The 25986-nt window shown below is 71.0% G+C and carries 20 protein-coding genes and 1 pseudogene; 8 read left to right on the forward strand and 13 right to left on the reverse strand.

Going from position 1 to position 25986, the window contains the following annotated elements; genetic code table 11:
* The first annotated feature begins 56 nt into the window (after positions 1-56).
* Positions 57-443, forward strand: a complete 387-nt coding sequence (locus tag M4V62_RS33030) for a GntR family transcriptional regulator (RefSeq protein WP_249590853.1) — start codon at positions 57-59, stop codon at positions 441-443.
* 120 nt (positions 444-563) lie between these two features.
* On the opposite strand, the gene M4V62_RS33035 is transcribed toward M4V62_RS33030, so the two are convergent.
* Positions 564-1658 carry a DUF5925 domain-containing protein gene (locus tag M4V62_RS33035; RefSeq protein ID WP_249590854.1) on the reverse strand — a complete coding sequence of 365 codons (1095 nt, stop codon included), beginning with the start codon at positions 1656-1658 and terminating at the stop codon, positions 564-566.
* A gap of 173 nt (positions 1659-1831) precedes the next feature.
* Between M4V62_RS33035 and M4V62_RS33040 the strand changes: the two genes are divergently transcribed.
* Complete coding sequence (locus M4V62_RS33040; RefSeq protein WP_249590855.1) at positions 1832-3256, forward strand: GH39 family glycosyl hydrolase; 1425 nt, start codon at positions 1832-1834, stop codon at positions 3254-3256.
* Positions 3257-3281: 25 nt separating this feature from the next.
* Here M4V62_RS33040 and M4V62_RS33045 read toward each other — a convergent pair whose 3' ends face one another.
* The 6 genes from M4V62_RS33045 to M4V62_RS33070 form a co-directional block, all read right to left on the reverse strand.
* Positions 3282-7241 carry a lipopolysaccharide biosynthesis protein gene (locus tag M4V62_RS33045; RefSeq protein WP_425575299.1) on the reverse strand — a complete coding sequence of 1320 codons (3960 nt, stop codon included), beginning with the start codon at positions 7239-7241 and terminating at the stop codon, positions 3282-3284.
* Entirely contained in the window at positions 7234-8034 is an 801-nt protein-coding gene (locus tag M4V62_RS33050; RefSeq protein ID WP_249590856.1) for a polysaccharide deacetylase family protein, read from the reverse strand. The genes M4V62_RS33045 and M4V62_RS33050 overlap by 8 nt, the downstream gene beginning before the upstream one ends.
* Before the next feature lie 31 nt (positions 8035-8065).
* The gene (locus M4V62_RS33055) at positions 8066-9100 is read right to left on the reverse strand and encodes a glycosyltransferase family 2 protein (protein WP_425575298.1); all 1035 of its coding nucleotides are present in this window, start codon (positions 9098-9100) and stop codon (positions 8066-8068) included.
* The gene (locus M4V62_RS33060; RefSeq protein ID WP_249590857.1) at positions 9097-9930 is read right to left on the reverse strand and encodes a glycosyltransferase family 2 protein; all 834 of its coding nucleotides are present in this window, start codon (positions 9928-9930) and stop codon (positions 9097-9099) included. Before M4V62_RS33060 ends, M4V62_RS33055 begins: the two co-directional genes overlap by 4 nt.
* A gap of 379 nt (positions 9931-10309) precedes the next feature.
* Positions 10310-11410, reverse strand: a complete 1101-nt coding sequence (locus M4V62_RS33065; protein WP_249590858.1) for a GNAT family N-acetyltransferase — start codon at positions 11408-11410, stop codon at positions 10310-10312.
* Position 11411: 1 nt separating this feature from the next.
* Positions 11412-11843 (reverse strand): DUF1616 domain-containing protein, encoded by a 432-nt coding sequence (locus tag M4V62_RS33070; RefSeq protein ID WP_249590859.1) that lies wholly within the window; start codon positions 11841-11843, stop codon positions 11412-11414.
* Between the two features lie 234 nt (positions 11844-12077).
* On the opposite strand from M4V62_RS33070, the gene M4V62_RS33075 reads away from it, so the two are divergent.
* The gene (locus M4V62_RS33075) at positions 12078-12902 is read left to right on the forward strand and encodes an SGNH/GDSL hydrolase family protein (RefSeq protein WP_249590860.1); all 825 of its coding nucleotides are present in this window, start codon (positions 12078-12080) and stop codon (positions 12900-12902) included.
* On the opposite strand, the gene M4V62_RS33080 is transcribed toward M4V62_RS33075, so the two are convergent.
* The 4 genes and pseudogenes from M4V62_RS33080 to M4V62_RS33095 all read right to left on the reverse strand — a co-directional run bounded on the left by M4V62_RS33080 (position 12869) and on the right by M4V62_RS33095 (position 19400).
* Complete coding sequence (locus M4V62_RS33080; RefSeq protein ID WP_425575303.1) at positions 12869-14503, reverse strand: serine/threonine-protein kinase; 1635 nt, start codon at positions 14501-14503, stop codon at positions 12869-12871. The genes M4V62_RS33075 and M4V62_RS33080 overlap by 34 nt on opposite strands.
* A 110-nt stretch (positions 14504-14613) precedes the next feature.
* Positions 14614-16010, reverse strand: a pseudogene (locus tag M4V62_RS33085) (urease accessory protein UreH domain-containing protein).
* A gap of 385 nt (positions 16011-16395) precedes the next feature.
* On the reverse strand, positions 16396-17715 hold the full coding sequence (locus M4V62_RS33090) for a tetratricopeptide repeat protein (RefSeq protein WP_249590862.1): 1320 nt from the start codon (positions 17713-17715) through the stop codon (positions 16396-16398).
* A 104-nt stretch (positions 17716-17819) separates the two neighbouring features.
* Positions 17820-19400 (reverse strand): DUF4331 domain-containing protein, encoded by a 1581-nt coding sequence (locus tag M4V62_RS33095; RefSeq protein ID WP_249590863.1) that lies wholly within the window; start codon positions 19398-19400, stop codon positions 17820-17822.
* Positions 19401-19610: 210 nt separating this feature from the next.
* Here M4V62_RS33095 and M4V62_RS33100 point away from each other — a divergent pair, with 210 nt between their 5' ends.
* From M4V62_RS33100 to M4V62_RS33115, 4 genes are all read left to right on the forward strand, one after another.
* On the forward strand, positions 19611-20153 hold the full coding sequence (locus M4V62_RS33100; protein WP_249590864.1) for a sigma-70 family RNA polymerase sigma factor: 543 nt from the start codon (positions 19611-19613) through the stop codon (positions 20151-20153).
* Between the two features lie 113 nt (positions 20154-20266).
* Positions 20267-21019, forward strand: coding sequence for an anti-sigma factor (locus tag M4V62_RS33105; protein WP_249593114.1), 753 nt, complete (start codon positions 20267-20269; stop codon positions 21017-21019).
* Positions 21020-21135: 116 nt separating this feature from the next.
* Positions 21136-21402, forward strand: coding sequence for a hypothetical protein (locus M4V62_RS33110; protein WP_160504136.1), 267 nt, complete (start codon positions 21136-21138; stop codon positions 21400-21402).
* Between the two features lie 199 nt (positions 21403-21601).
* Positions 21602-23329 (forward strand): amidohydrolase, encoded by a 1728-nt coding sequence (locus tag M4V62_RS33115; RefSeq protein ID WP_249590865.1) that lies wholly within the window; start codon positions 21602-21604, stop codon positions 23327-23329.
* 38 nt (positions 23330-23367) lie between these two features.
* On the opposite strand, the gene M4V62_RS33120 is transcribed toward M4V62_RS33115, so the two are convergent.
* Together M4V62_RS33120 and M4V62_RS33125 are read right to left on the reverse strand one after the other, a co-directional pair.
* Positions 23368-24150, reverse strand: coding sequence for an ABC transporter permease (locus tag M4V62_RS33120; RefSeq protein WP_249590866.1), 783 nt, complete (start codon positions 24148-24150; stop codon positions 23368-23370).
* 115 nt (positions 24151-24265) lie between these two features.
* Positions 24266-25204, reverse strand: a complete 939-nt coding sequence (locus M4V62_RS33125; RefSeq protein ID WP_249590867.1) for an ATP-binding cassette domain-containing protein — start codon at positions 25202-25204, stop codon at positions 24266-24268.
* 63 nt (positions 25205-25267) lie between these two features.
* Here M4V62_RS33125 and M4V62_RS33130 point away from each other — a divergent pair, with 63 nt between their 5' ends.
* The gene (locus tag M4V62_RS33130; RefSeq protein ID WP_249590868.1) at positions 25268-25978 is read left to right on the forward strand and encodes a TetR/AcrR family transcriptional regulator C-terminal domain-containing protein; all 711 of its coding nucleotides are present in this window, start codon (positions 25268-25270) and stop codon (positions 25976-25978) included.
* The last annotated feature ends 8 nt before the right edge of the window (positions 25979-25986 follow it).

Genomic DNA, 25986 nt, shown 5'->3' on the forward strand with positions numbered 1-25986 from the left:
CGCGCGGGGCGCGTCGGGGTGCCTCTTATTTTCCGGGGGTGCGGGACAATCGCCGCGTGACTTTGAAGATCGAGATCGACGGTGGCAGTGCGGGTGGTGTGCCGTCCTACGAGCAGGTGCGGGCCCAGATCGCCGAGCAGGCGCGGGGCGGGACGCTGCCGGTGGGGTACAAGTTGCCGACCGTGCGGGGGCTCGCCCAGGAGCTGGGGCTTGCCGCCAATACGGTGGCCAAGGCGTATCGGGCCCTTGAGGCGGACGGGGTGATCGAGACGCGGGGGCGTCATGGGACGTTCGTGGCCGCGGCCGGTGACGCGGCGGCGCGGGAGGCTTCGGCCGCGGCCCAGGCTTTTGCCGAGCGGGCTCGGCGGCTCGGGCTCTCCGAGGCGAGGGCTCTTGCCGCTGTGCGGGACGCGTTGCGGGCGGCTTACGGGGACTCGGGGTGACGCCTTGCTGAATCGGCACCCGGCGGCGGGGGTGTTCGTGCCCCCTGCGCTGCGGGGTGATCGGGTGGGTGGGCGGGAAGGAATCGCCGCGAAGCGGCGGCTGGGCAGCCGCCCGCCCCGCTACAGGTAAAGCCCCGCGTCCGCCCCTTCCCGGGGGTCCGGGACCGACGTGGGGGAGGTCCCGCGCCGCAACGCGTAGAGCTCGGCCAGCGTCGCGCCCTCGCGGGAGACCCCCTCGTCCGTGCCGAGCCAGTCGACCGACTCCGCGCGGGTCAGGCTGCCGACCTCGATCCGGGCGAGGCACCGGCCGGGCCGGACCACCGCCGGGTGGAGCCGCTCCAGGTCCTCGTTGGTCGTGACGCCGACCAGGACGTTGCGGCCCTGCCCGAGCAGCCCGTCCGTCAGGTTCAGCAACCGCGACAACGCCTGCCCTGCGGTGTGCTTCGCCTCCCCGCGGATCAGCTCGTCGCAGTCCTCCAGGAGCAGCAGCCGCCAGCGCCCCTTCGCCGTACCGTCGTCCTCGCCGATCGCGATGTCCATCAAGTAGCCGACGTCGCTGAACAGCCGCTCGGGGTCAAGGACGCAGTCCACCTGGCACCAGTCCCGCCAGGACCGCGCGAGCGTGCGCAGCGCCGACGTCTTGCCCGTGCCCGGCGGGCCGTGCAGCAGCAGGAGGCGGCCCGAGATGTCCTCGGGAGTGGTCTTCATCAGGGAGTCCATCGCCTCGGCGACCGGCGCGGTGTAGTTCTGCCGCACCTCCTCCCACGTACCGGCGGCGATCTGCCGGGTGGTGCGGTGCGGGCCGCGCCTCGGGGAGACGTACCAGAATCCCATGGTCACGTTGTCCGGCTGCGGTTCGGGCTCGTCCTGCGCGCCGTCCGTCGCCTGCTTCAGGACCTTCTCCGCGAGGTCGGCGGTCGTCGCCGTCACCGTGACGTCCGCGCCGCGGTTCCAGCGGGAGATCAGGAGCGTCCAGCCGTCGCCCTCGGCCAGCGTCGCGCTGCGGTCGTCGTCGCGGGCGGCGCGCAGCACCGTCGCACCCGGCGGGAGCAGCGTGGATCCTGACTTGACGCGGTCGATGTTGGAGCTGTGCGAGAAGGGCTGCTCGCCGGTGGCGAAACGGCCGAGGAAGAGGGCGTCCACGACATCCGACGGGGAGTCGCTGTCGTCGACGTTGAGCCGGATCGGCAGGGTGTCCTGAGGGTTCGCAGACATGCCGCCATGATCCGGCACACAAGTGCCCTCGTGCATCCCGGTTTACGTAGTCCGCCGTACTCCGTTCAGGTGCGCAAACGCGCCGCGTGCGCCCGCGGAAGCCGCCGGGATGCCGCAATCCCGTGACGCGGAACCTGTGCTACCGCCAACCGCCGCGGATACTCTTGCCCTTGATGGGACGTCATGGGTGGAATTCGGGGGCACAGCGGTGGCGGCTCACCGCGCTGCTCGGCGTTGCTCTGGCCGCACTGGCCCTGATCCTGACCGTCATCACCACACTCCCCGGCGACGACACGGGCACCGAGGGCACCACGCGCGACGGGGACAAGGTGCACGGCACCCCGGCCGTCCCGCCCGACGAGGCGAAGCCGGCCGTCGGCTGGGGCTTCACCCACACCCAGTACAGCGCGGACGAGGGCACGGACGCCGCCACGCAGCGCGCCCGGACGATGCTCGCCGAGCAGCCGCGCGCGCTGCCGCAGATCCAGCACATCATGGGCTGGGGCGCGAGCAACCCCGAGCCCGTCAAGGGGCGTTACGACTTCGAGGCGATGGACCGGCGGATGGACTTCATCCGCGCCACCGACGCCACGCCGGTCGTCACCCTGTGCTGCGCCCCGGACTGGATGAAGGGCGGCAAGCCCGGCGCGGACAACACCGACTGGAGCCAGCAGGCCCTGGAGACCGCCCCGGAACGCGCCCACTACACGGACTACGCCAAGCTCGCGGCGACGGTCGCCAAACGCTATCCGGACGTACGTCACTTCATCGTCTGGAACGAATTCAAGGGCTTCTGGAACAGCGAGAAGGCCCGCTGGGACTACGAGGGCTACACCGAGCTCTACAACCTGGTCTACAAGGAGCTCAAGAAGGTCAACGAGGACATCATGGTCGGCGGTCCCTACCTGGTCATGGACAGCGTCGACCCGCGCCAGACCGAGGGGGCGTCGAGAGAGGTCAAGGGCGCCTGGGGCCGCATGGACCAGCGCGTCCTCGACGCCTTCGACTACTGGAACAAGAACAAGACGGGCGCGGACTTCGTCGTCGTGGACGGCTCCAGCTACACCGTCGACGACGAGATGCTCCCCGACGAGTTCAAGGCCACCGACAAGCTCACGGCGGTCGGCAAGTGGGTGCGGTCGCGCACCGGCGACCTTCCGCTGTGGTGGGCCGAGTACTACGTGGAACCGGGCGACAGCAACGACGACCGCGACGACTGGTCCGAGCCGCACCGCGTCGCCGTCCAGGCGTCCGGTCTGATGGCGATGGCCCGCGGCGGCGCGCGCAGCGGCTTCTACTGGAACCCGCAGAACAGGGGCGAGGACTGCGCGGGCTGCCTGTGGCGCTCCACCGAGCTGGAGGACGGCGGCACGGAGCTGCCGATGCTGAAGATGCTCTCCCGGTTCAACGAGGAGTTCGGGCCCGGCACGGAGTTCGAGAAGGTCTCCGTCGCCGCCGACGACGTACCGAACGTCCGTGTCCTGGCAGACAAGGAGACGGTGCTCGTCGTGAACACCCTCGACCGCACGATCGACGCGAAGATCGACGGGCAGCGGTTCGAGTTGAAGGGGTACGGGGTGAAGTGGCTGAAGCGGTGATCCGCCCCAGCCACCACCACCCACGTCACGCCATCGTCAGGAACCGCTGGATCAGCGAGGCGAGCAGCACGGCGAGCAGCGGCAGCGAGAACCAGAAGCTGCTCTGCAGCCAGCGCAGCTGCCGCACGCTCGGCTCCACCGCCACCCGCACGACCTCGCGGGTGGCGAGCAGCAGGATCACGGCGATCGCCGCGAGCGCGCCGATCACCGACCAGGGAGTCCACGTCACCTGCGGGCCGATCGGGCCGGGAGCGGCCTTCTCGACCGCGCCGTTCGGCTGCTTGCGCAGCGTGTAGAGGGTCGCGTCGTCGTTCGTGAGGACCTTCTTCAGCTCCTGGCGGTTGTCGAGGTTCGTGATCAGCCGGGAGTCCCAGGTCCTTGAGTAGCCCACGTCCATCTGGAGATAGACCGTCTGGCTCTTGTTGATCATCAGATACGAGTTGGGGCCCGCGTCCTTGAGCGCCTTCACCAGGCTGGAGACCAGGACCGGGTCGGCCGGGGCGAGGGTCGGGACGTACTGGACCTTCTCCATGTCCCGCGTGCCCCACGGCATCGCGGGTGTCACGTTGTTGACGGTGTCGTCGCTCATCCACAGCAGCCGCACCGTCGGGTCGTCGTGCTCGTACACGTACTCCATCGCGGCGACCTCGCCGGCCCGGGTCCGCTCGAAGGCTTCGTTGCCCCAGCGCGCCACCAGGAAGCCGCCCATCAGGACGAGTCCCGCCATCAGTGCGGCTAGGGGCGCCAGACTCACCCGGTCGCGGTCCCGCTCCTTCGCGGTGATGCCCGCCCGCGGGAAGAGCGCGAGCCCCGCCAGGAGCGCGGCGCCGGGCAGCGCGAACATGAAGACCCGCAGGGCCATTTCGCCGCCGTACGACTGCATGCCGAAGCCCAGGAACGGCACGAAGGTCAGGACGAGCAGCGAGCGCTCCGTGTACTTGTGGTCGCGCCGCCGCCACCAGCCCCAGCAGGCGAGGGCCATGACGCCACCGGCCAGCGCCACGCGCGCGTACAGGACGAGTTTGTGGGCCGAGCTGCCGCCCTCGATCCGCCCGGACACCGACGACGACACATTGCCGCCGACGCCGCCGATGCCGCCGAACAGCTCGTCGAAGTGCCCCGACCAGTACGGCTCCGCGAGGAAGCCCACCCAGACGGCGACGAAGACCGCGAAGAGGATCGGCAGGCCGCGCAGCTCCGAGCGGCCCACCAGGACGAGGACGGCGAGCACGCCGAGCATCACGAATGGCGTGAGCTGGTGCGCGGGGACCGTCGCCGCGAACAGGGCGACCAGGACCACGAGGAGCACCGCGCGCTGGCGCCGGTCGACGGGCTCGACCTCCAGCTCTCCGGGGCGGCGCTTGGCCCACAGCACGTGCGGTGCACGGAACCACACCAGGAGCACCGCGACGAACACCAGATAGAGGAGGTACGTGAAGCCCTGCGGGGAGAAGTAGTCCTGGCCGACCCAGCCGCTCAGGGCGAAGATCCACAGGCCGGCCCACTTGGCGCGCCAGGACGCCCGCATGGAGCGCACGAGCAGGAACATCGGCGCCAGATAGAGCAGTTGCATGGCCAGCGGCCACCAGCGGATGACCTCGGTCATGTCCGAGACGCCGCACGCCTTGGCCACGAACGTGGCCGCGGCGAAGAACCCGGGCCAGCTCCAGCGCGCGTCCAGGTCGGGCACCGCGGAGCCGGTCCTGTCGATGTACTCCATGAAGCCCAGGTGCTGCCAGGCCGTCGCGAACCGCGGCTCGTCCTCGAGCACGGCGGGCAGCGCGTGCAGGCACACCACCGTGGCGATCAGCGTCACCAGGAGCAGTGCCTTGTGCGGCCGTTCCATCCAGAGCAGCGAGGCGAAGACGACGACGAGCAGCGCGGCCCCGAGGAGCGTCGGCACGGGCAGGACGGAGATGAGCCCGAGGCCGCCCATCGCGTCCAGGTCCGCCTCGGCGAAGCCCACGACGGGCAGCCAGTAGAGGGCGAGCGCGAAGGCGAGGAGCAGCGCCATGAAGAGGGTGCGGCGGCGTGGGTGCGGTTCGGGCGGGACGGCGGACCCGGTGGACGGCTCTGCCGCGCGTGCGTCGGTGCCCGGCTCCTCGGCGGGCGCGGTGACGGCGGAGGAGACGGAGGCGGGGATCGGTGAGGACGGTCCCGTCTCACGTGGCTTGAGCGGTGTTCTCAGCGCCCAGGTCGGCCGGTGCTCCATGTCGTCCCCCTCGTCCCCCGTGCCCTCGTCCCCCGTGCCCTCGTCCCCCGTGCCCGCGTCCCCCGTGCCCGCGGACCTCTCGGAAGCGGGCTTCCCGGCAGCAGGCCCACCGGAAGCGGCCTTCCCGAAGGCCGGTGTTCCGGAGACGGGTGTTCCGGACACAGCTGTTCCGGACGCCGGCGTTCCGGGTCCGGGACGCATGTCGGGCCTGCGCTCCGGATGCTCGAAGTCGGTCTGCACGGCCAGCTGCAGGGTCTGAGAATCCAGTGTCTCGCGCAGCGCCCACGCGGGCCCGCGCCGTTCCTTCTTCTGCTCCAGCTCCGGGGCGGTGGGCGGGTGCGGCGCCTCGGGCGTTCCCAGATCGGCGAGGTCGCCGTCCGGTGCGCCGCCGTCGTCCGACGCGGAGGCGGGCACGCCCCGCGCCACCCGGTACAGCTTCGGCGCCGCGATCGCCACGATCACCGCGAGGCTGGAGATCTCGGCGACGCCCGCGCCCGTGAGCCCCATCCGCGGCAGCAGGATCAGCGTCAGACCGAGCACGAGGACGCACAACAGGCCCTGCATCCAGGCGATCCCGGAGGTGCGGCTCTGCGCGCGCTGCACCGCGAAGTACGTCTCCATGACGACCCGCAGCGCCGCGCCCACCGCGAACCAGCGCAGCAGCGGCGTCGCCGCGTCCGCGTACCCCTGGCCGAAGACCCGCAGGATGAAGGGCGCGCCGATGAAGAGCAGACCGCACACCGGCAGCATGATGCGCGCCATGCGGCGCAGCGCGGCCCGGGTGTTGGCCGCGAGCCGCGCCGGGTCGTGCGCGCCCTCGACGGTCAGCGAGGCCCCCATGTTGATGGCGAGCAGGTTGACCGTGCCGCCGATCGTGGTGGTGATGTAGAAGTACGCGTTGTCGACCGAGCTGACCTGTGAGGCGACGATCACCGGTACGAGATAGACCACGGCGAGCGAGAAGAGCGAGCCGGTGTAGTCGCCCGCCAGGAAGCGGCCGATCTCGCGCAGCGTGGGCGGCTGCGCCTTGTCCTGGGTGGCCTTCACGTGCCGTGGCACGAGCCGCCGGAACACCAGATAGCCGAGCGGGATGACCGACAGGGCGATCGCGGCGACCCACGACACGAACACGCCGGCCGTCGGGATCGCCGCGGCGAACGCGATGAGCAGCCCCAGCTTGACGACCGAGAAGATGGTGTTGCCGACCGGCACCCACAGCGCGCTGCGCAGCCCCGTGAGCACGCCGTCCTGGAGGGTGAGCAGCGACCAGGCGACGACCGCGGCCATGAAGCCGAGGCCGTTCAGCGGTCCGTTCAGGAATTTGTACGAGGGCCCCCACAGGTCGAGCGTGAACAGGAAGATCAGCGCGGCGCACGCCACGACCAGCGAACTTCCCGCGTAGGTACGGAAGATGAGCCTGCCCGTGGCGCGCCCTGCGACGGGGATGAAGCGGGCGAGGGCCCCCATCAGCGTGAGGGCGGTGAGTCCCGCCAGGAACTTCATGGCGGCGATCGCCGCCGAGCCCTGGCCGACGGCCGACTCGGAGTAGTACCGAGCGGCGGCCAGCCAGAATCCGAGGCCGAGCACGCCGGAGATGCCGGTGTTCAGCATCAGGGCGTAGGCATTGCGGAACAGCGGACTCCCACCGCCGGAGCCGCCGCCCCCGCCGGGCAGGCGTAATCTGCGCGGCCTGCCCGACTTGCCGGACGGCTGCTGCTGTTCGGTGCTCGGAGTCCCAGAGACGTCTGCCTGGGCGGTCGACGTGTCAGACACGGGTACGAGTTGCCTTCCGGCGGGCCTGTCGGGCTCTGCGGACCACGGCGTATCCCTTGGTGTGGGCACGGTCCCTGGCGAAATTGCGGGCGATCGCGCGGCCCTCGACGAGCCGCTCGAACTCCTCGATGCCGGTGGAGCGGCGCACGGTCACCCGCTGGAGGGCATAAGGCCCCTGGCTGCGCCGTGCGAGGGCGTTGCCGACCGCGAGCGACTGGGCGAATCCGGCGCCGCGCACCATGCGGCGCACCCGGCGGCTCGAATAGCCGTACGGGTAGGCGAAGGAGGCGGGGTCGGTGCCGAGTTCGTCGGTGACGATCTCCTTGCAGCGGCGCAGTTCGAACCAGAGGTCGTCGTCGTCCAGCTGGTCGAGCTGCGGGTGCGTGTGGCTGTGCCCGCCGATCTCCGTGCCCGCGGCGGCCAGTTCGCGTACCTGGTCCCAGCCGAGCATCACGTCGAGACCGCCCCCGGTGTCGTGCGCGCCGCGCAGCCAGCCGGTGGAGACGAAGAGCGTCGAGGCGAAGCCGTGCTTGGCGAGCACGGGCAGGGCGTGCCGGTGCACGCCTTCGTAGCCGTCGTCGAAGGTGATCAGGACGGGCCTGGCGGGCAGCGTCCGGCCGGGGGTGCGCCAGATGGCGGCGAGCCCGGCCGTGCTCAGCGGCGTGAACCCGCGCTCGCCGAGCAGCTCGAGCTGCTCGGTGAACGCCCCTGGAGACACGGACAACGCCCGTGTCTCCAGGGTTGGTTCATGCGCGATCGAGTGATACATGAGTATCGGAACGGGAGCGTTCATGGTGGCCCCCCTCGGCCGGTCCGTGCCGTGCTCATGCGGCAGCCCCCTTCTCACCGTCCGCATCCTTCTCGATCTCCACGACCGAGAAAGTGGCGCCTCCCCTGCGCGCGCGGAGACTGCCGAGGACGTACCCCCCGGCCGCCGTCACCACGCCCGCCACAATGGCTCCCGCGCGGCCCGCGCCGCCCGGACGGGCGAGCAGCGCGTCACGCAGCCCCCGCCCGACACCGGCGGGCAGGACGCGCGTGGCATAGCGGCGTTCGGACTCAAGTCCCTTGCCCGCACCGACGCTTCGGGCCACGAGCGCCTTGGAGAGGCCCTCCGCGTACGTCCGTGTGCGGAAGTAGTGGAAGCGCTCCCGCGCCGCGGGAACGCGGTGGTGGATCACCGCGCGGTCGTCGATGAGCAGGATCGCGTCCGGCCTCGCCCGGGTGAGCCGGATGCACAGCTCCGTCTCCTCGCAGCCCAGCGGACGCTTGTCGCCGTCGCGCCCGATGCCGGTCGCGAAGCCGCCCGCCGCCTCGAACGCCGTACGACGGAAGGAGGCGTTGCCGCCCAGGACGTTACGCACCCGCACACGGCCCTCGGGCAGCCCCTTGTACGTACAGCCGACGACCCAGTCGAACTCCTCGGGGAACCAGGCGGGCCTGCGCCGGGACTCCCAGACGGGCATCGTGCGCCCGCCGACCGCGAAGACCTTCGGGTCGGCGTACCCCTCGGCGAAGTGGTGCAGCCAGTCCCGCTCGGCGACGGCGTCGTCGTCGAGGAAGGCGATGACCTCGCCGCTGGTGGCGGCGATGCCGGTGTTGCGGCCCGCGGAGAGGCCGCGGGGGCCCGCGTTGGCGAGCACCCGCACCCCTTCGGTCTCCTTGAACTCCTTGGCGAGCCGGTCGAGCAGCGAGGCGTTGTGGTCCACCACGAGAAGCGTCTCAAGCGCCGCCAGTGACTGCGCCCGCACCGAGGCGACCGCCGCGAGGATGTCCTCCCAGCGGTCCTCGGTGTAGACGCAGATGACGACGGAGATGCCCGCCACCGTGCTTCCCCCGTGGCGTCCGGAAACGCTCAAGACACCTCTCCCTGGCGCGTGCGGAAGGGGACACCGCGCGTGCGGCGGCGCTGCCCGCGGCGGTTGGAGCGCTCCGTGAGGATCACCTTCAGGACCCGCAGGCCGTCGCGCACGGCGCTGAGGTTGCTGACGCCGTGGATGCGCAGGTACTCGTGGCTGGGGATCTCCTGCACCTTGAGCCCGGCCTTGACCACCCTGATGTTCATCAGGGTCTCCACCTCGAAGCCCGTGCAGTCGAGGTCGATCTTGTCGAGGCAGTGCTTCCAGAAGGCGTTGTAGCCGTAGCACAGGTCGGTGTAGCGGGCGCCGAACTTGGCGTTCACGACGGAGCACAGGACGTGGTTGCCGAGCTTGCGGATCGGCGTCATGTCGTCCGTGGCGCCGCCGTTGGCGAACCGTGATCCCTTGGCGAAGTCCGCGCCCGAGACGAGGGCGGAGACATAGCTGACGATCTCGTGCCCGTCGGCGGAGCCGTCCGCGTCGACCATCACGATGATGTCGCCGGAGCACGCCTCGAATCCGGTGATCAGGGCGTCGCCCTTGCCCTTGCCGAGCTGTCTTACGACCTTCACGTCCGGCCACAGCTCGCGGGCCACGGCCACCGTGTCATCGGTGGAATTGCCGTCGACAAGGACGACCTCGTGGATCCAGTCGGGCAGTGTCTTGAAGACGTAGGGAAGGTTCTCCGCTTCGTTCATCGCGGGAATCACGACACTCACCGGCGGTGTGATCGCCAGGTGCGTGGAAATCGCCCGGTAGTTCCCGGACAGCATCGGCTGGTTTAACGGGTCTTGCCCGGGCTCTGCGGCCGGGCGCACAAAAGAACTCATTGAGTCTGATCCCTCTCGTCCGGTGGACCGCCCACCCCCGGGCGGTCCGGCTATGTATCCGGTTCGAAAGGGGGGTTCTCACTTACGCATGACGAAATGGATCTCCGTGCATGCCGAGTGAGCTGGCATCGCGCGGGACGTGACCCGGCAGAATTCAGTCGCCGAGCACGGCACCCCCCTACCGCGCCCCGCGCCGGTACCACCGCGATCTTGAGCCCTCCCCTAGATCGCACTGCGTGATGGACCGATGCGGGTGGATGTACGACGGTATTGATGATTGAGACCGTATGGCAAGACCTGGAACGTGGCCTCACCCTTTTGATGATTTGGCCGGTCTTGGTGGACACATATGGAGTGCCCCGTTCCTTGCTGTGCCCCCTTATTCCTTCTTTCTTGATCGAATTTGGCCCATGCGTTTCAGCAGCTTGTCGGCCGGTTCGAATAATTCCGGACGTGACAAGACGGTGTTGCGCAGTGCCCGTACCGGAGCGCGCCGCGCCCGGTGTCCGATCGCTGCCGGATGGCGCAGAGCCACCCATCCCTCGGACACGGTGAGTTCGCGCGTCTTCAGGGAGTCCTTGTACTGCTTCTGGCCCCGTCCGAGATCCATGTACGCGATGCCGTCGGCGGCGGCCGCCTCGGCCATGCGCAGATGCAGGATCAGGCCGGGCGAGTACTTGGCGAACGCCGGGTCGTAGGCCGGGAACCACTGGGCGAAGACCCGCTCGGAGCGCAGTCCGAAGTGACCGGCGACCGGCACGTCGCCGACGTACAGCACGGAGAGGATGCCGGCGAACTGGTCGGACCTGGTGTGGAAGAGCTGCCGCACGAGCTGGCTGATCCAGGTGTGCGCGAAGCGGTCGCTGCGGCCCGTCCTGCGGTACTGGGCCGACTTCCACTCCATCAGGGTGCGAAGGGCCGCGGGGTCGCGCTCGTCGTGCACGTAGCGAACGGTGCCGTGGTCGCGGCTGAGCCTGCGCTCCTTGGCGAGTGTCGTGCGGGTGAACTTCGGTGACTTCACCTTGAGCTGGCGCAGATATGCCTCGTACCCCTGGTCGATGTCCATGACGGGGGAGGCGAAGGAGCCGGAGGCGCCTGCCTCGAACGGCCGCTGGCCGCCGGCCAGATGGTCGAACTCGTACATCGCGAGCCCGCAGGCCCGCAACAGCTCCCGTGCGTCCCAGGTGAAGCCGGGCCGGTGCACCAGGCCCTGGCAGTCGGAGACGCCCAGGCCGATGGCCCGGCCGATGCCGGTGATGGATCTCTCGAACGGGAAGAACGCCGCGGGTTCACCGGCCTCGCGTACGACCGCGATCCGCACCCCGCGCCGCCACTGGCCCACCGAAAGGGTGAACTCGGGGGAGAGGAAAGGATTGCCCAGCTCGGGTGAGCCGTTCAGGTGGGCCTTGGACTGCAGCGCTGTCCAGGCCACCCGGTCCGCAGCGGTGAGTTCTCCGGGGCGGTGCACAGTGATGTCCACGTCAGGAGGTCCGCCTCGTCGGGGTACGGCTTCGCAGCCGCCGTACCAGTACCAGCAGGTAGATGAGCGAGCCGATCACGGTGAGGGCGGCGACCCCGCCGCGTACCGACCACATGTGCAGCGCCAGCATCGCCTGGGCCACCAACAGGTTGACCGCGACCGCCCCGGAAACGGAAGCAATGATCCGGCCCCATGGCTCAAGTCCCTTGAGGGCGGCGCCGATCGCGCTGCCGGGGGCGGCCAGCAGGAAGAACAGGGTGAAGGGGGCGCGCAGCGGGGATTCGATGTCCGTGAGCGCGAGCATCGCGCCGACCGCGCCCACCGCCACAGCCATGCCCGCGAGCAGCAACAGCGCGTCTTCGCGACGGCTCGACGGGTCCTCGGGCCCTTGCCCGGTGTCTGATGACGGTGCCTTGATCCCGATGGTCTGCATTGGCGACTTTGCCCCCCGACGCGCCGGATGCCGGGCTTCAATGTCGCGCAGTCGACGGCAGCGCGTCAAGATGCGGAGGGAGTGTGGAGATGTTCGCCGTCGGGCCCTTGAACCGGAAGGGAACTCACTGCGCGGGCAAGGGAATTGCAGGCGAACTCATTGACATGCACACTACCGGCGACCTGAGGGGAGTGGTACCACAGTCGTGGCAGAAATCCTGCTAAGGGAGGTTCCATGAGATTGTCCCGAATCACGGCATACGTTTCCTCACTCCTCCTCGCCACCGCCTTCGCCCTCACCGGGGCCACAGCGGCTCAAGCGGACCAGCAATCCGGCCAACAGGCCGCGGCCACCGGGTATGTGGCACTCGGCGACTCCTACTCGTCCGGTGTCGGAGCCGGCGGATACGACAGCGGAAGCGGCGACTGCAAGCGCACCCCGCGCGCGTACCCCGCGCTCTGGGCAGCCGCCAACTCACCCTCCAGCTTCAACTTCACGGCCTGCTCGGGCGCTCGTACGGGTGACGTCGTGGCCAACCAGCTCGGCCCGCTCGGCTCCGGAACGGGTCTGGTCAGCGTCTCTGTGGGAGGCAACGACGCCGGCTTCGCCGACGTCATGACGACCTGCGTCCTGCAGTCCGAGAGCAACTGTCTGGCGCGGATCGCGACGGCGCGCAGTTACGTCGAGACGACGCTGCCCGGCAACCTCGACAAGGTCTACACGGCGATCAGCGCGAAGGCACCGGCCGCCCAGGTCGTCGTGCTCGGCTACCCCCGCTTCTACAAGCTCGGCGGCGGCTGCCTCGCCGGCCTCTCCGAGAAGGAGCGCAGCGCCATCAACGGCGCAGCCGACCTCCTCAACTCCACCACGGCCAAGCGCGCCGCCGACCACGGCTTCGCCTTCGGCGACGTGTCCTCCGCCTTCACCGGGCACGAGATCTGCTCGGGCGACGCGTGGCTGCACAGCGTGAACTGGACCAACATCGGCGAGTCCTACCACCCCAAGGCCGCGGGCCAGTCCGGCGGCTACCTCCCTGTGTTCAGCGCGGCGGCGTCCTGACCCCCTGAGTCCGGCGCATAGGAGGAGGCCCCGTCCGTCGGGGTCTCCTTCTCGCATGTCACCGAGTACGCGACGGAGTTCGACGTGGCCTCGACCGGGCTGCGCACCTCCACGCTGATCGAGTTCTGATACGTCGAGCCCGGCTCGCCCGCGACGGACTCCGTGTGGTGCACCTGCTTGGTCTTGCCTCCGCCGGAGGCGAAGCTGAGCGTCTTCCAGCCGGGGTCGCTCGGCTCGCCCGACTTGGTCACCCAGCGGTAGTCGACGGTCACCGGGACCCGCCCCACGGTGAACGTCGCGGTGAACGAAGGGGCCTGACCGGCGGCGGGCGGACAGGCGCCGCTGTACTGCGTGTTCGCGCCGACGACCGAGACCTTCACGGATTGTTGCGGGTGGGTGGTCGACCCTCCGCCGTTTCCGCCGCCGTCCGTGGAGCCACCGTCGGTGGAACCGCCGTCACTGCCACCGCCGTCGCCCGACCCTCCGCCGTCACTCCCGCCCGACGTGCTGGTGCCGCCGCTCTTGCCCCCGTCGGAGCCGCCGCCGCTCCCGCCGCTGTCCCCGCCTCCCGAGCCCTCGGACGAGCCGCCGCCGCTGCCGCCCCCGCCGCCGTCGTCACGATTGACCAGGGCGTACGTCAGTCCGGCCAGGGCGAGCGCGAGGGCGACCAGGCCCGCGGCGAAGACGAACACCGCGCGGCGCGAACGCGTCGGAGCCGTGGTGGTGGTCGTGGCGACCAGGGGTTCCTGCCCGCCCGGCGGAGTCGGCGCCCAGGGCTGCTGCTGCTGCTGTTGCTGCTGCGACGTGACGGTGGGCATGTACGGCAGGGGAGTCTCCACCCGCGGGGTGCCACCCGCCGCGACGAGCCGCAGCTGGTGCTCGGCCTCGGCGGCGGAGATCCGGGCGGCGGGGTCCTTGCGCAGCAGCCCTTCGATGACGGGGACCAGCGGACCCGCGTTCCGGGGCGGCGGCAACTCCTCGTCGACGACCGCACGCAACGTACTGAGCGGGGTGTCCTGCCGGAACGGCGAACTGCCCTCGACGGCCGCGTAGAGCAGCACGCCCAGCGACCACAGATCGGACTCGGGTCCTGGCCTGCGCCCCAACGCCCGCTCCGGGGCGAGGAATTCGGGCGAGCCCACCACCTCACCGGTCATGGTGAGGGCCGAACTCCCCTCCACCATGGCGATCCCGAAGTCGGTGAGGACGACCCGCCCGTCGTTCGCGATGAGTACGTTGCCGGGCTTGACGTCGCGGTGCAGGACCCCGGCGTCGTGGGCGGCGCGCAGGGCGGCGAGGACCTCGGCGCCGATGCGGGCGGCGCGCTGCGGAGGCATCGGGCCCTCCGCGTCCAGGACGTCGGACAGTGAGAGCCCCCGCACGATCTCCATGACGATCCACGGCCGCCCGTCCTCGCTCGCCACGTCATAGACCGTCACCACGTTGCGGTGCGGGATACGGGCGGCGGCCCACGCCTCGCGCTCCAGGCGGGCGTACAGCCGGTCGACCTCACTGGCCGGGAGCCCGGCGGGGGCGCGCACTTCCTTGACCGCGACCTCGCGGCCGAGGACTTCGTCGCGGGCCCGCCAGACCGTGCCCATGCCGCCCTCGCCCAGAGGGGAAAGGAGGCGGTAGCGCCCCGCGATCACACGCTCGTCGTCGCTCACGGGGGTCCCCCATCCGCAGCCGTGCGATTCTCCACAAAACTATCTCAACCGAGCGCTGTTGCAGCCCCTTTGAACACCAATCCACACCCGAGGGCGAGTACGACACAGGCGGAGCCGAGCGGCAGGAAACGGTGCGTGGCCCGGTGCAGCCACCGGGGCCCGTGGACCCGCCGCCCGCCGAGGGACCCGACCCGCACCACGAGGAACCCGGCGGCCGTCAGCGTGACGGCGAGCCCCACGCCGTACGCGAGGACGAGCAGAAGGCCGAACCAGGCCTCGCCCAGGGCGGCGGCGCCGACGAGCACGACGACGGCGGACGGGCTGGGCACGAGGCCGCCGGCGAAGCCGAGGAAGAGGGCGCCGCGGAGGGAGGGAGGCGCATGGTGGTGATGGGAATGCTGATGTTGATGACGGGCATGCCTGTGCTGCCGGCGCCAGGCCCTGCGCAGGAGCAGGGCTCCCGCTCCGGTGACGAGGACGCCGCTGACCACTCCCAGCCAGGCGATGACGGACGGGGCGGCGGCGGAGCCTCCCGCCACGAGCAGGCCGAGGGCGGTCACACCGAGGGTGTGCGTGACGGTCACGGAGGCGGCGAGGGGGAGGACGTCCCGCAGGGAGGCGCGCCCCCTCGCGGCGGCGCTCGCGGCCATCAGCGTCTTGCCGTGCCCCGGCGCGAGGGCGTGCAGGGCCCCCAGCGACAGGGCGATGGCCAGGGCGAGTCCGGCGAAGCCGGGGGTGAGGTCGTGGCGGGCGACGAGGCCGGTAAGTGCCTGGGTCCACCGGTCCGCGCCGCGCGGCAGTACGGAGGCCGGTGCTTCTGGCTTCTCCTGGCTCAGGGCGGGGCCGCCGGGGGTGATGCGCAGGGCGGCGGAGTCCTCGCCGGGCGGCGAGTCGAGCAGGCGCTCCGGGTAGCGGGTGAGGCGCTTGGAGAGGGAAGCCGCCGGTACGTCGGAGGAGCTCAGGGTCATCCGATCCCCCTGGGCGGTGACTTCGCGCCACCCGGGTCCCGGCTGTCCGGCGGCTTCGAAGCGGGCGGCGAGCTCGGCGTCCCGGGGAGCGGGGTGCCGAGCTCGCACTCCACGCGGAGGGTGGGCAGCCCGGCCTGCCCGTCCCGGGTGACCGCCCGAGCCTGCTCCACGCGGAGCTCTGCCGCCCGCCCGTCCACCCGCAGCCAGCTGCCGCGGGCGGCGTCCGCGCACCGCTCGCCGGCCCAACTCTCCATGCCTACGCGCTTGATGCGGGGCATGGCCTGAGTGGCCGGTATCTCGGCGAGGTCCTCGACGTGGTCGACCCGAAGGTGTCCGGGGCTCACCACGAGCCCGTCGTACCCATTGACGGTGAAGTTGCCCAGGGGGTGCGCGGTGGCCTGTCCGGCCGGGAGGAGGGCGAGGACCAGCCCCGCGGCCACGGCGCCCCCTAGGGCGAGGGCCCGCCGCTTCACCGCTGCCTCGCGATGCTTGCCGCCCGAGCGGTCCGCCCCCGCATCCGCCCCTGGGCGAACGAGCCTTCCCGCCCACCCGCCCGATTGCCCCGCATCCGCCTCTGGACGAACAGGCCTTTCCCGCCCACCCGCCCGTAACCCCGCATCCGACCCTGGACGAACAAGCTTTCCCGGGGGACGTAACAGGCGGGGAGGGATCCATCGCCATAGGAGCCCGGGGCCCACGCGCCCGCAGACGCCATCGAGACGTGAGGGGACGTGCCGGTATGTCTGCCCGGAGCACGGTTTCCTGCGCTCCGGCAGCGAAGCAGCCCCGCGGCCACCGGACGATAGCGAGGACGGACATACCGGCGCGGCCCCGCCCCCAAGGCGGCGTGAGGCGACCTCACGACGCCGCCCCCAGGCCCCGCAGACCCCGCAGATCCCGCGCCGCCGACTTCCACCGCCGAGCCGCATCCGCGTCACCCGCCGCCCCCTCGATCACACCCCGGTGGTACATGAACGACGCCTCGCGGAACCCCGTGGCCGTGGCCCGGCGTGCGTACGGCAGGGCCTCCTCCGAGCGGCCGGCCACATGCAGGGCCCAGGCCAGCGCGTCCGCCGTGTGGACCGTGTGCCGCCTGCCCCACTCCGCCCGCGCCGCCTGCAACGCCGCTTTCCGTTCCTCCTGCGTCCCGTGATCCGTCAACGCGATCGCCGCGTCCAGATCCGCGTTCACCCCGTTCGCCCGAGCCAGCGACACCCACGCGGACACCAGCGCGTACTGCTCCCGGGCCTTCGCCGCGTCACCCCGCTCGCCCCGCGCCTCGTACAACTCGCCCAGCGCGACCAACGGCCCCGGCAGCGGCGCCCGCGCCACCACCTCCCGCAGCGTCCGTATCGCCTGCCCCGTCCTGCCCTGCCCGGCCCACGCACGGGCCCGGCACTCCAGCGCCGGAAGATACGAGGCGTCGACTCGCAGAGCCCGCCCGCACTGCTTCAGCGCCTCCCCGTACTCGCCCTGCCGCCAGGCGAGTTGCCCCAGTGCGGTGGCCACGTACGCGACATCCCCACCACCGGACCCCGAGCCCGCGCCCGAGCCGATCGCCTGCGACAGGGCCCGCCGCGCCCCCGCCACATCGCCCCGGAGCTCCCGCACATACGCGTACCGCGTGAACACCGGCACCCCGGGCCGCCGCGCATCCGCCTCGTCAGCGGCCCGCGCCGCAGCCCCGTACCGCCCGAGCTCGACCAGCGCATCGATCCGGGACGCCAACGCCCCCTCGCTGTAGGGGTTCACTTCAAGCGCGGCCTCCGCGTGGCGCAACGCCCCCGCGAAGTCGTGCCGGGCCGCGGCCAGCGCCGCCCGCCCCGCGAGCCCCGCGTCATTGCGGGGCCGAAGCTCCAGGGACCGGTCGAGTGCGCGTTCCGCCTCGCGGTACCGCGACGGGTCACCCTGCGTACGGGCCTGTTCGACGTAGGCGGTCCCCAGCGACGCCCACGCTCCGAAGTCCCTTGACTGGTCCCGCAGATGGGATTGCAGTGCCTCGATACCACGATCGAGATCGGCACCCCGCAGTGCGCCGGGCGCCACGGCGGCGGCGGACGACGGGGGCCTCCGGTCCGGCCCGCCCTCACCGCCGGCCACGACGGCGCCCCCGGTGATCGCGAGCGCGAGAGCGACCGCGGCCACCACGGACCGACCGGCAGGACGAGGTAATGCCATCACTGGACCTTCCTTGACAAGTCGACGAAGAGAGAAAGAGAGAGGAGAGGGCGCGGCCCGCAGGGGGATGAATGCGAGCCGCGCCGGTCACAAAGGGGGAGCCGTCAGCCGGTCAGCCCGCCACCCCCTGCGCCACCCGCGGCCCCCGCAGCCCGCCTGCGCCACCACGCAAGCCCGAGCCCGACAAGGAGCACCCCCGCAGCCCCCGCGGCCCCGGAAGCGACCAGCACCGCATCGGTGTCGTCGCCACCCCCGGCCGCCGGACGTCCAGGCACGGCCCCGCCGTTCAGCGCGTCGCGCGCCGAGCTGTCGGAGCCGCCGTCCTTGGCCAGCGGCCCACGGGACCCGGACGTGGGCAACGCCACGTACGGGAAGGTCCCGCCGAACTTCTGGTCGTTGACGTCCACCGCGTCGCCCAAGTCGTTCTTGTTGCCGGTGAGTTCGCCCTCGACGGCCTGCAACTCGATGTCGACGACGTCATCGGCGAGCCGCCTCCCGTTCGGGAACCCGGCGTTGTCACCGTCGAGAACCCCGAGCCGCTTCGGCGAATCCGCGGGCTTGACGGACGTGTTGAGCCGCAGCGCCTCGGCGGGCCTGACCCCCGGCGGCTGGTTGAGACCCTTCACGCCGGTCAGGAACACCGACACGAGATCGTTGCGCGGCTCGGCGGGCGCCTTCAGCTTGTAGATCTTCTCCAGGAGCTTCGGCAGCTCGGGCTTGGTCACGTACTTCAGGAAGTCCGCGTCGTTCCAGGGCGAGGACGCGTTGAACTTGTCCTTGTCCTTCTGCGGCACGACGACCTCGTTGACCAGCGGATTGCCCAGGCGCGAGACCTGGGTCCACTTGCCGCTCGCGTTCTTGCGCTGCGTCGTCGACCAGATGCCGACGGTGGGCTGCTTCTCCGACTGCCGTATCTGCTCGGTCGGCACCTGAAGGGCGAGCGAGTTCACGTTGTAGCCCTTGAGGGTGTCGTTCCCGACCTCCGACAGATCGCCGCCGTACAGCAGGTCGAACACCCGCAGATCCAGGAAGAACGGATCGTCGGCCTGTCCCGCGAACGCCGAGCCACCGCCCTTGACCGGGCGCACGGCCTGATCGCGCAGCTTCTTGTAGTTCGGCATGGACGCCTTGCCGACGTGCGACGGCGCCGCGGGCACGTCGTCGGCGACCTTCGTGGTCGAGACGGCCTTCTGGCCCTTGAGCTTGATCAGCTCCAGGTCGTACGTCTGCGTCACGTTCAGGTCGGGATCGTCGAGGCTCGTCACGGGCCCGGTGTTGTAGAGGAACGTGTCGCCGTTCCTGGTCTTCGTGTCGAACGTCCACCGGTAGAGCAGATCGCCCTGCGCGTCGCCGTCGCTGTCGATGTGGACGTCGTACTGGGCGTCGTCGGCCCACGGATAGAAGTTGGGTCCGCCCGCGGGCTCCTCGAAGGGCAGCCAGTTCGCCACGATCGTCGTGGAGTCGGGCTTGTCCGGGCTCACGAACGCGTACACGTCCGTGTTGTCGTACTGAGGCTGCCCCGAGATCAGCGGAGCCTCCCGGTGACTGGAGGCGTCGGCCGCCTCCGGTTCCAGTGCCGTCACGCCGGCGGCTGCGAGCCCCCCGGCGGCCAGCGCGCCACACACGAGCGCGGCGAGGCCACGCCTGCTGCGTCGCCCCGCTCGGCTCTTGGCGATAGCTGTCATCGCGTCCGTCCTTACTGTTCCTCGCGCGACCCCGCGCACAGCGCGCGCAAGCCGCCTGACGCATCCCATTCGCGGCCAACGGCCGGACGGATTGCCCCTGTTGCCAATCCGGTGCCTTCGCTCGCCCCGAATCCCGGGGCGAGAGGCACGAAGCCACCCGGCCCGCGGGGCGACGCGCCACCGGGCCGGGACGAGGGGGAGGGGACCCGCATGGAGCCCGACGAGCTGCTGCCACGGGTCGCGGAGGGTGACCAGTCGGCGTTCGAGAAGCTGTACGGCCTGGTCTCGGGGCCGGTCTACGGACTGGTCCGCCGCGTCCTGCGCGACCCGGCGCAGTCCGAGGAAGTGGTCCAGGAGGTGCTGCTGGAACTCTGGCGGACGGCGGGCCGCTTCGATCCGGCGCGCGGCAGCGCACTCTCCTGGATCCTCACGCTCGCCCATCGCAGGGCGGTGGACCGGGTCCGCAGCGCCCGCGCGGCGAGCGACCGCGAACGGCGCGTGGCCGAGCGCGGCGAAGTGCCCGCCTTCGACCAGGTCGCCGAGGCGGTCGAGGGCAGGCTGGAGCGCGAATGGGTGCGCCGCTGCCTCCGACGGCTCACCGACCTCCAGCGCCAGGCCGTCACCCTCGCCTACTACGACGGCTATACGTATCGCGAAGTTGCCGGACGTCTGTCCGTCCCGCTCGGCACCGTCAAGACGCGGATGCGGGACGGGCTGCTGCGCCTGCGCGACTGCCTCGGCGCCGCCACGTGAGGCGCGGCATGAGACGGGGCGTGAAGCGCGACGCGGGTCGGGACGTACGGCGGCACACCAGCGAGCCCGCGCCCTTCGCCCGGAGCCCGCGCCTTCGCCGGGCCGTCCACTCCCTGGCCGTCCCCTACGCCCTGGACGCCCTCGACCCCCGCGAACTGCGCCGCTTCGAACGGCATCTGACCCGCTGCGCGCCCTGCCGGACGGAGGCCAGGGAGATGGGGGAGGGTGCCGTACGCCTGGCGGGCGCGGCGGCGGCACCCGCGCCGCCCGCCCTGCGCGAGCGGGTCCTTGCCGCCGTACGTACGACGGAGCAGGAGCCGCCCCCGCGGGCGCCCGTCACTCCGAGCGCGCCCCCGCGCGCCCGCGCGCTCCTTGTTCCCTCAGGTGTTCCCGTCGGAGCCTTCACCTCCCTGGCGGCGCTCGCGCTCGTGCTCGCGCTGGCCGCGTCCGTGATCCTCGCCGTCCAGCTGGTCCGTTCCGACGGCCGGATCGACCGCGAGCGCGCCGATGCACGTGAGATCGCCCACGTCCTGGCCGCGCCGGACGCCCGCGCGAGCGCGGAGAGGGACGCGTGGGGGCGCGGCATCAACGTCGTCGCGTCCGAGTCCAGGCGGCGCGCCGTGGTGACCGTCACAGGGCTCGGGGCGCCGCCCCGGGGCCGGGTGCACCAACTGTGGGTGATGCGGCCCGCCTCGGCGCCCCGTTCGCTGGGCCTGCTCGACGGCGAAACGCCCGTGATCGCCGCAGGCCTGAGTGCGTCCGGGGCGTCACTGGCCGTGACCATCGAACCCGATGGGGGCTCAGAGAGGCCCACTTCCGCCCCTCTTGTCCAACTCGCCCTGGAATCAGTTGGATTCGGAGAGTAATCGTCAACCTCCTTACTGGGTAGGTGAATCCTGTGACCGGGATACACGGGTGTCGGGACGGGGCGATAGGGTTAACCTGCCCTGGGCCGGGTGCCCTCGTACGGGTGGGGAGTGACATGGAACAGATAACGGTGCGCAGCAGGGCGCGTGTCCCTGCGATCACCTGCGGGAGCAGCGCGACCAGCTCGCGTCTCGACCGCCATCTCGCAGTGCTGGGCGGCCCCGCCGTTCCGCAGCGTGAGACGGCGGAGGCGACGCTGCTGATGCGTGAGCTGACCTCACGGGGCGCGCATGACCACAGTGGCCGAGGTGCACGTGTGCGGAGGGTCTCCCTCTTCGCTCCCTTGCGCAGGCTGCGGCGGTCGCTCTTTGGGGGTCGCTGACCGCGGGTGGTCGGGGGTTCGGCCGCCGCTCAGCGGCGGATTGCTCCCATCCACCCGCCCCTTCCCGCACACCACACGTCACTCATCTCGCCCCACGCGTAACACCCGTGTCATGCGCACCTGTTGACGCCGCAACTTTCCGGCCCCAATGTGGCTGATTGTTTGGCCGATACACCCAACCTCACCCCCGGAGGTGCGCGTGTGTGACCTGCACGATCAGCATGAGCATGAGGCACTCCCCGCGAGCGGTCCGACCCTGAGTCGCCGCCGCATCATGCAGCTCCTCGGCGCGGCCGGTGTCACCGCCGGTGTCATGACCGCCGAAGCGGACCCGGCGATGGCCGCCGGTGCCGACGACAGCCCCGCTGCCTACGAAGCCCCCGACGGCCTCGCGGCCGACACCCCCGCCAAGCGCGCGGCGCTCGACTGGATCACCTCCCACGACGACCGGATCACCGGCCTGAACGCCGAGATCTGGGACAACGCCGAGCTGTCCCTGCGCGAGTGGAAATCCTCCATCGCCGAGGCCGATTTCCTCGAACAGGCCGGATTCGACGTGAAGTTCGGCACCGCCGGCTTCCCGACGGCGTTCACCGCGACCTTCACGCACGGCAAGGGCGGCCCCGTCCTCGGCTTCAGCGGCGAGTACGACGCGCTGCCCGGCCTCTCGCAGAACAAGGGCGTGGGCCACCACGATCCGCGCGAGTACATCCACGACCCCTTCGCGCCCAGCTACGGCCCCGGCCACGGCTGCGGCCACAGCGCGCTCGGCACCGCGGCGGCGGCAGCGGCGGCGGCCGTCGCGCAGGCCGCCAAGAAGCACCGGCTGCCCGTCACCGTGAAGTTCTTCGGCTCCACGGCCGAGGAGATGCTGATCGGCAAGACGTACGCCGTCAGCAAGGGTGTGTACGACGGCCTCGACGCGTTCCTGGACTGGCACCCCTCCACGGCCAACGCGACGGGCTGGGGCAGCACCACCGCGATGACCGCCGTCACCTTCACCTTCCTGGGTGTGGCCGGGCACGGCGGCACCCCGCTCGGCAACAAGTCCGCCCTCGACGCGGCCGTGATGATGGCGACGATGTCGGAGTTCCTGCGCGAGGAGAACCTGGCGCCGAGCGGCCGGCTGCACTGGGTGATCAACAACGGCGGTGACATCCCGAACGTCACCGCGGAGATCTCCGAGATTTCGTACTACGTACGCGAAGGCAGCCCCGCCCGCGTCCAGGTCCTCCTGGACAAGGTGATCGCGGTCTCCGAGGCGGCCGCGAAGGCGTCGCAGACGACCGTCCGCCACCGCGTCACATCGGCCTGCTGGAACCAGCTCCCGGCCAAGGCCTTCGCCGAACTCCTGCACGCGAACATGCGGGAGATAGGCCCGCCCCAATTCTCCGACGAGGCACACGAGTTGGCCAAGGAGCTCCAGGAGTCCCTCGGTCTTCCCCAGAAGGGCATGCACGACAAGGTCGGTGAACTGACCCCGCCCAACCCGGTGTTCATGGGCGGCGGCTCGACGGACGTCGCCGACATCAGCTGGAACGTCCCCACGGTCTCGATGGGCGCCGCGCTCGCCCCCATCGGCACCAAGATGCACACCTGGTCCACCGCCGCCTGCGCGGCGGCGGCACCCGGCCAGGCCGCGGTGATCGCCGCGGCGAAGTATCTGGCGGCGACCGCGGTCGACCTGATCACACAGCCCGAGCGCCTCAAGGCGGTCAAGGACGAGTTCAAGGACCGTACGAAGGGCGTCAGTTGGAAGACCGCGCTGCCGGACGGCTATGAGCCGCCGATGTACGAACCCCCGGCGTGGTTCTTGAAGAAGACGGGCCAGAAGTGGCCGCCCGCGAACATCACGTGGCCGCCGAAGCGGGTCGTCTCCCAGGAGAAGTTCTCCTCGCTGGGGCCGGAGCTCGAACCCCAGAAGTAGTGCGTCCCGAAGCCCTGAAGGAGAGCGCGGAAGTCCGCTCACCGTCCCCCGCGCGTGTACCGGCGGACGGCGAGCGGCACGCACACGGCGAGCAGCGCGAGCGACCAGAGGACCGACCCGGCCACGGGGTGCGCCACCGGCCAGGCGGCGCCCTGAGGCACGGGAGCGTTGCCGCACAGGTCACGCACCGCCGTGGCCACCGCGCTGATCGGGTTCCACTCGGCGATGGTGCGCAGCCACCCGGGGAGTCCGTCGGCGGGGATGTACGCGTTCGAGAGCAGCGGGAGCATGAACGTCGCGCCGCCCAGCTGCCCCGCCGCCTCCTCGCTCTGCGACGCGAGCCCGAGCAGGATGCCGACCCAGGTCGTCGCGAACCGGAAGAGCAGCAACAGGAAGAAGGCGCCCAGGGCTTGGAGCGGGCCGCCCTCGATCCGCCAGCCCATGGCGACCCCGACGAGCATCAGCGGCACGAGCCCCACGGCGGTGGTCAGCAGATCGGCGGCGGCCTGCCCGAGCGGGACGGCCGAGCGGCTCATGGGCAGCGTGCGGAACCGGTCCATGACGCCCCGGTGGGAGTCCTGGGCGGCGGTGAACATGCCGGTCATGATGCCGTTCGCGGCGGTCGCGACGAGCATGCCCGGGACGAGGAAGGCGCGGTAGTCGGCGCCGGGCATGGCCAGGGCGCTGCCGAAGACGTAGCCGAAGAAGAGCAGGAAGACGATGGGCATCGTCTGCGTCATGAGGAGGATGGCGGGCGCGTGCTTGATGCGCTGAAGATGCCGGCCGAGGACGGCGGTGCCGTCGTAGAGGATGGCGCTCAAGGGGAACCTCCAGGGGTCCGGGAACACCCGCCCGCGCCTGAACGCGGGCGATCGCGTTCGGAGCTGCGGGGTGATCGGGTGGGTGGGCGGGAAACATCCGCCGCGAAGCGGCGGTTCAGGAGACGCGGGCGACGAGCCGCAGGAAGACCTCGTCGAGAGTCGGGGCCCGAAGTGTCGCGTCGACGACAGGAACCCCGGCCGAGTCCAGCTCACGCACGATCCGGGGCAGCGTCAGCGAAGGGTCGAGGGCAACCGCCCCCGCGGTCCGGCGCCCGGCGTCGAGGACGGGCTCGGAGCCGGTCAACTGGTCAAGGACGACCGCGGCAGCGGCCAGCGCCTGCGTCGCCGCGTCCTGCGGCAGGACGACCTCGACGTAACTACCGATCTGCGCCTTCAGCGCGGTGGGCGTACCGCGATGCGCCACCCGCCCCCCGTCGATCAGGACGACGTCATCGGCGAGCTGATCCGCCTCCTCCAGATACTGCGTGGTCAGCACCACCGTCGTCCCCTCGGCGGCCAGTTCCCGTACGGCGTCCCAGATGCCGCCCCGGCTGTGCGGGTCGAGCCCGGTGGTGGGCTCGTCGAGGAAGAGGACGCGGGGCCGCACCAGAAGACTCGCCGCGAGGTCGAGCCGCCGTCGCATGCCGCCGGAGTAGGTGCGAGCGGGACGGTCGGCGGCGTCCACCAGGCCGAACCGCTCCAGCAGCTCATCGCCCCGCGCCCGCGGCGCCCGCAGCAGCCGGGCGAAGAGCCGTAGATTCTGCCGCCCGGTCAGATCCCCGTCGACGGAGGCGTACTGCCCGGTCACCCCGATGAGCCGCCGCACCGTCGCGGCTTCCCGCACCACGTCGTGCCCCGCGACGCGCGCGGTCCCGGCATCCGGTGTCTGGAGCGTGGTGAGCAGCCGCACCGCCGTCGTCTTGCCCGCCCCGTTGGGGCCGAGCAGCCCGCAGACGGTGCCCTCGGGAACGGCGAGGTCGAGCCCTCGCAGGGCGTGGACGTCCCCGAAGCGCTTCTCCAGACCTTCACTAAGTACAGCGTACGTAGAAGTCATGCCCGCACGGTACCTCACTACGTACGCTGTACGTAACTAACATGGAGGGCGAGGTGATGATCAATGGCGGGCCGAGCGGCCGAACCGGGAGTGATCTGGGCGCGCCCCGAGCGTGCGGGCCGTGGCCCGAAGCCCGCGTACAGCAGGGCGGACATCGCGGCGGCGGCCGTCCGCATCGCCGACGCGGACGGCATCGAGGCGGTCTCCATGCGGAGAGTCGCGGGCGAACTCGGCTGCGGAACGATGTCGCTCTACAACTACGTACCGCGCAAAGAAGACCTGTACGAGCTGATGGTCGACGCGGTGAGCGGCGAGTACGAGCTGCCTGCCGGACCGGGGGACGGCGACTGGCGTGCGGAGATGCTGGCGCTCGGCCGCCAGACGCGCGCCCTCATGCGGCGCCACCCGTGGCTGCCGCGGATCATGTCCGCGCTCTACGGCTTCAGCCCGAACGCCCTGCGCTACCTGGAGCACTGCCTCGGCGCCCTGGAAGGGCTCGACGCGCCCTACGGCACCAAGATGGAACTCATCGGGATGGTCAACGGCTCGGTCATGACGTACGTCGTCAACGAGTTCGCCATGGCGGAGCGCGCGCGGGCCCTGCCCTGGACGGAGGAGCAGGAGCAGCAGGTGCGGTTCGCGTATCTCGCCGGGCAGGTCGCCGACGGGTCCTATCCGCGGCTCGCGGCGGCGCTCACGGAAGGGCCTGAGCCGGGGGACGCCGACGAGCTGTTCGAGCGGATGCTGAACCGGCTCCTGGACTCGTTCGCCTGAGCGGCGCC

The organism is Streptomyces durmitorensis (assembly GCF_023498005.1).
In the GTDB taxonomy this organism is placed as follows: domain Bacteria; phylum Actinomycetota; class Actinomycetes; order Streptomycetales; family Streptomycetaceae; genus Streptomyces; species Streptomyces durmitorensis.

Excerpts from the sequence above, each read along its gene's own strand:
- M4V62_RS33090 (WP_249590862.1), bottom strand. The coding sequence starts at position 17,715 with ATGGCATTACCTCGTCCTGCCGGTCGGTCCGTGGTGGCCGCGGTCGCT.
- M4V62_RS33070 (WP_249590859.1), bottom strand. The coding sequence starts at position 11,843 with ATGCAGACCATCGGGATCAAGGCACCGTCATCAGACACCGGGCAAGGG.
- M4V62_RS33075 (WP_249590860.1), top strand. The coding sequence starts at position 12,078 with ATGAGATTGTCCCGAATCACGGCATACGTTTCCTCACTCCTCCTCGCC.
- M4V62_RS33125 (WP_249590867.1), bottom strand. The coding sequence starts at position 25,204 with ATGACTTCTACGTACGCTGTACTTAGTGAAGGTCTGGAGAAGCGCTTC.
- M4V62_RS33040 (WP_249590855.1), top strand. The coding sequence starts at position 1,832 with ATGGGACGTCATGGGTGGAATTCGGGGGCACAGCGGTGGCGGCTCACC.
- M4V62_RS33095 (WP_249590863.1), bottom strand. The coding sequence starts at position 19,400 with ATGACAGCTATCGCCAAGAGCCGAGCGGGGCGACGCAGCAGGCGTGGC.
- M4V62_RS33100 (WP_249590864.1), top strand. The coding sequence starts at position 19,611 with ATGGAGCCCGACGAGCTGCTGCCACGGGTCGCGGAGGGTGACCAGTCG.
- M4V62_RS33035 (WP_249590854.1), bottom strand. The coding sequence starts at position 1,658 with ATGTCTGCGAACCCTCAGGACACCCTGCCGATCCGGCTCAACGTCGAC.
- M4V62_RS33060 (WP_249590857.1), bottom strand. The coding sequence starts at position 9,930 with ATGAGTTCTTTTGTGCGCCCGGCCGCAGAGCCCGGGCAAGACCCGTTA.
- M4V62_RS33110 (WP_160504136.1), top strand. The coding sequence starts at position 21,136 with ATGGAACAGATAACGGTGCGCAGCAGGGCGCGTGTCCCTGCGATCACC.
- M4V62_RS33080 (WP_425575303.1), bottom strand. The coding sequence starts at position 14,503 with ATGGGCACGGTCTGGCGGGCCCGCGACGAAGTCCTCGGCCGCGAGGTC.
- M4V62_RS33130 (WP_249590868.1), top strand. The coding sequence starts at position 25,268 with ATGGCGGGCCGAGCGGCCGAACCGGGAGTGATCTGGGCGCGCCCCGAG.
- M4V62_RS33050 (WP_249590856.1), bottom strand. The coding sequence starts at position 8,034 with ATGAACGCTCCCGTTCCGATACTCATGTATCACTCGATCGCGCATGAA.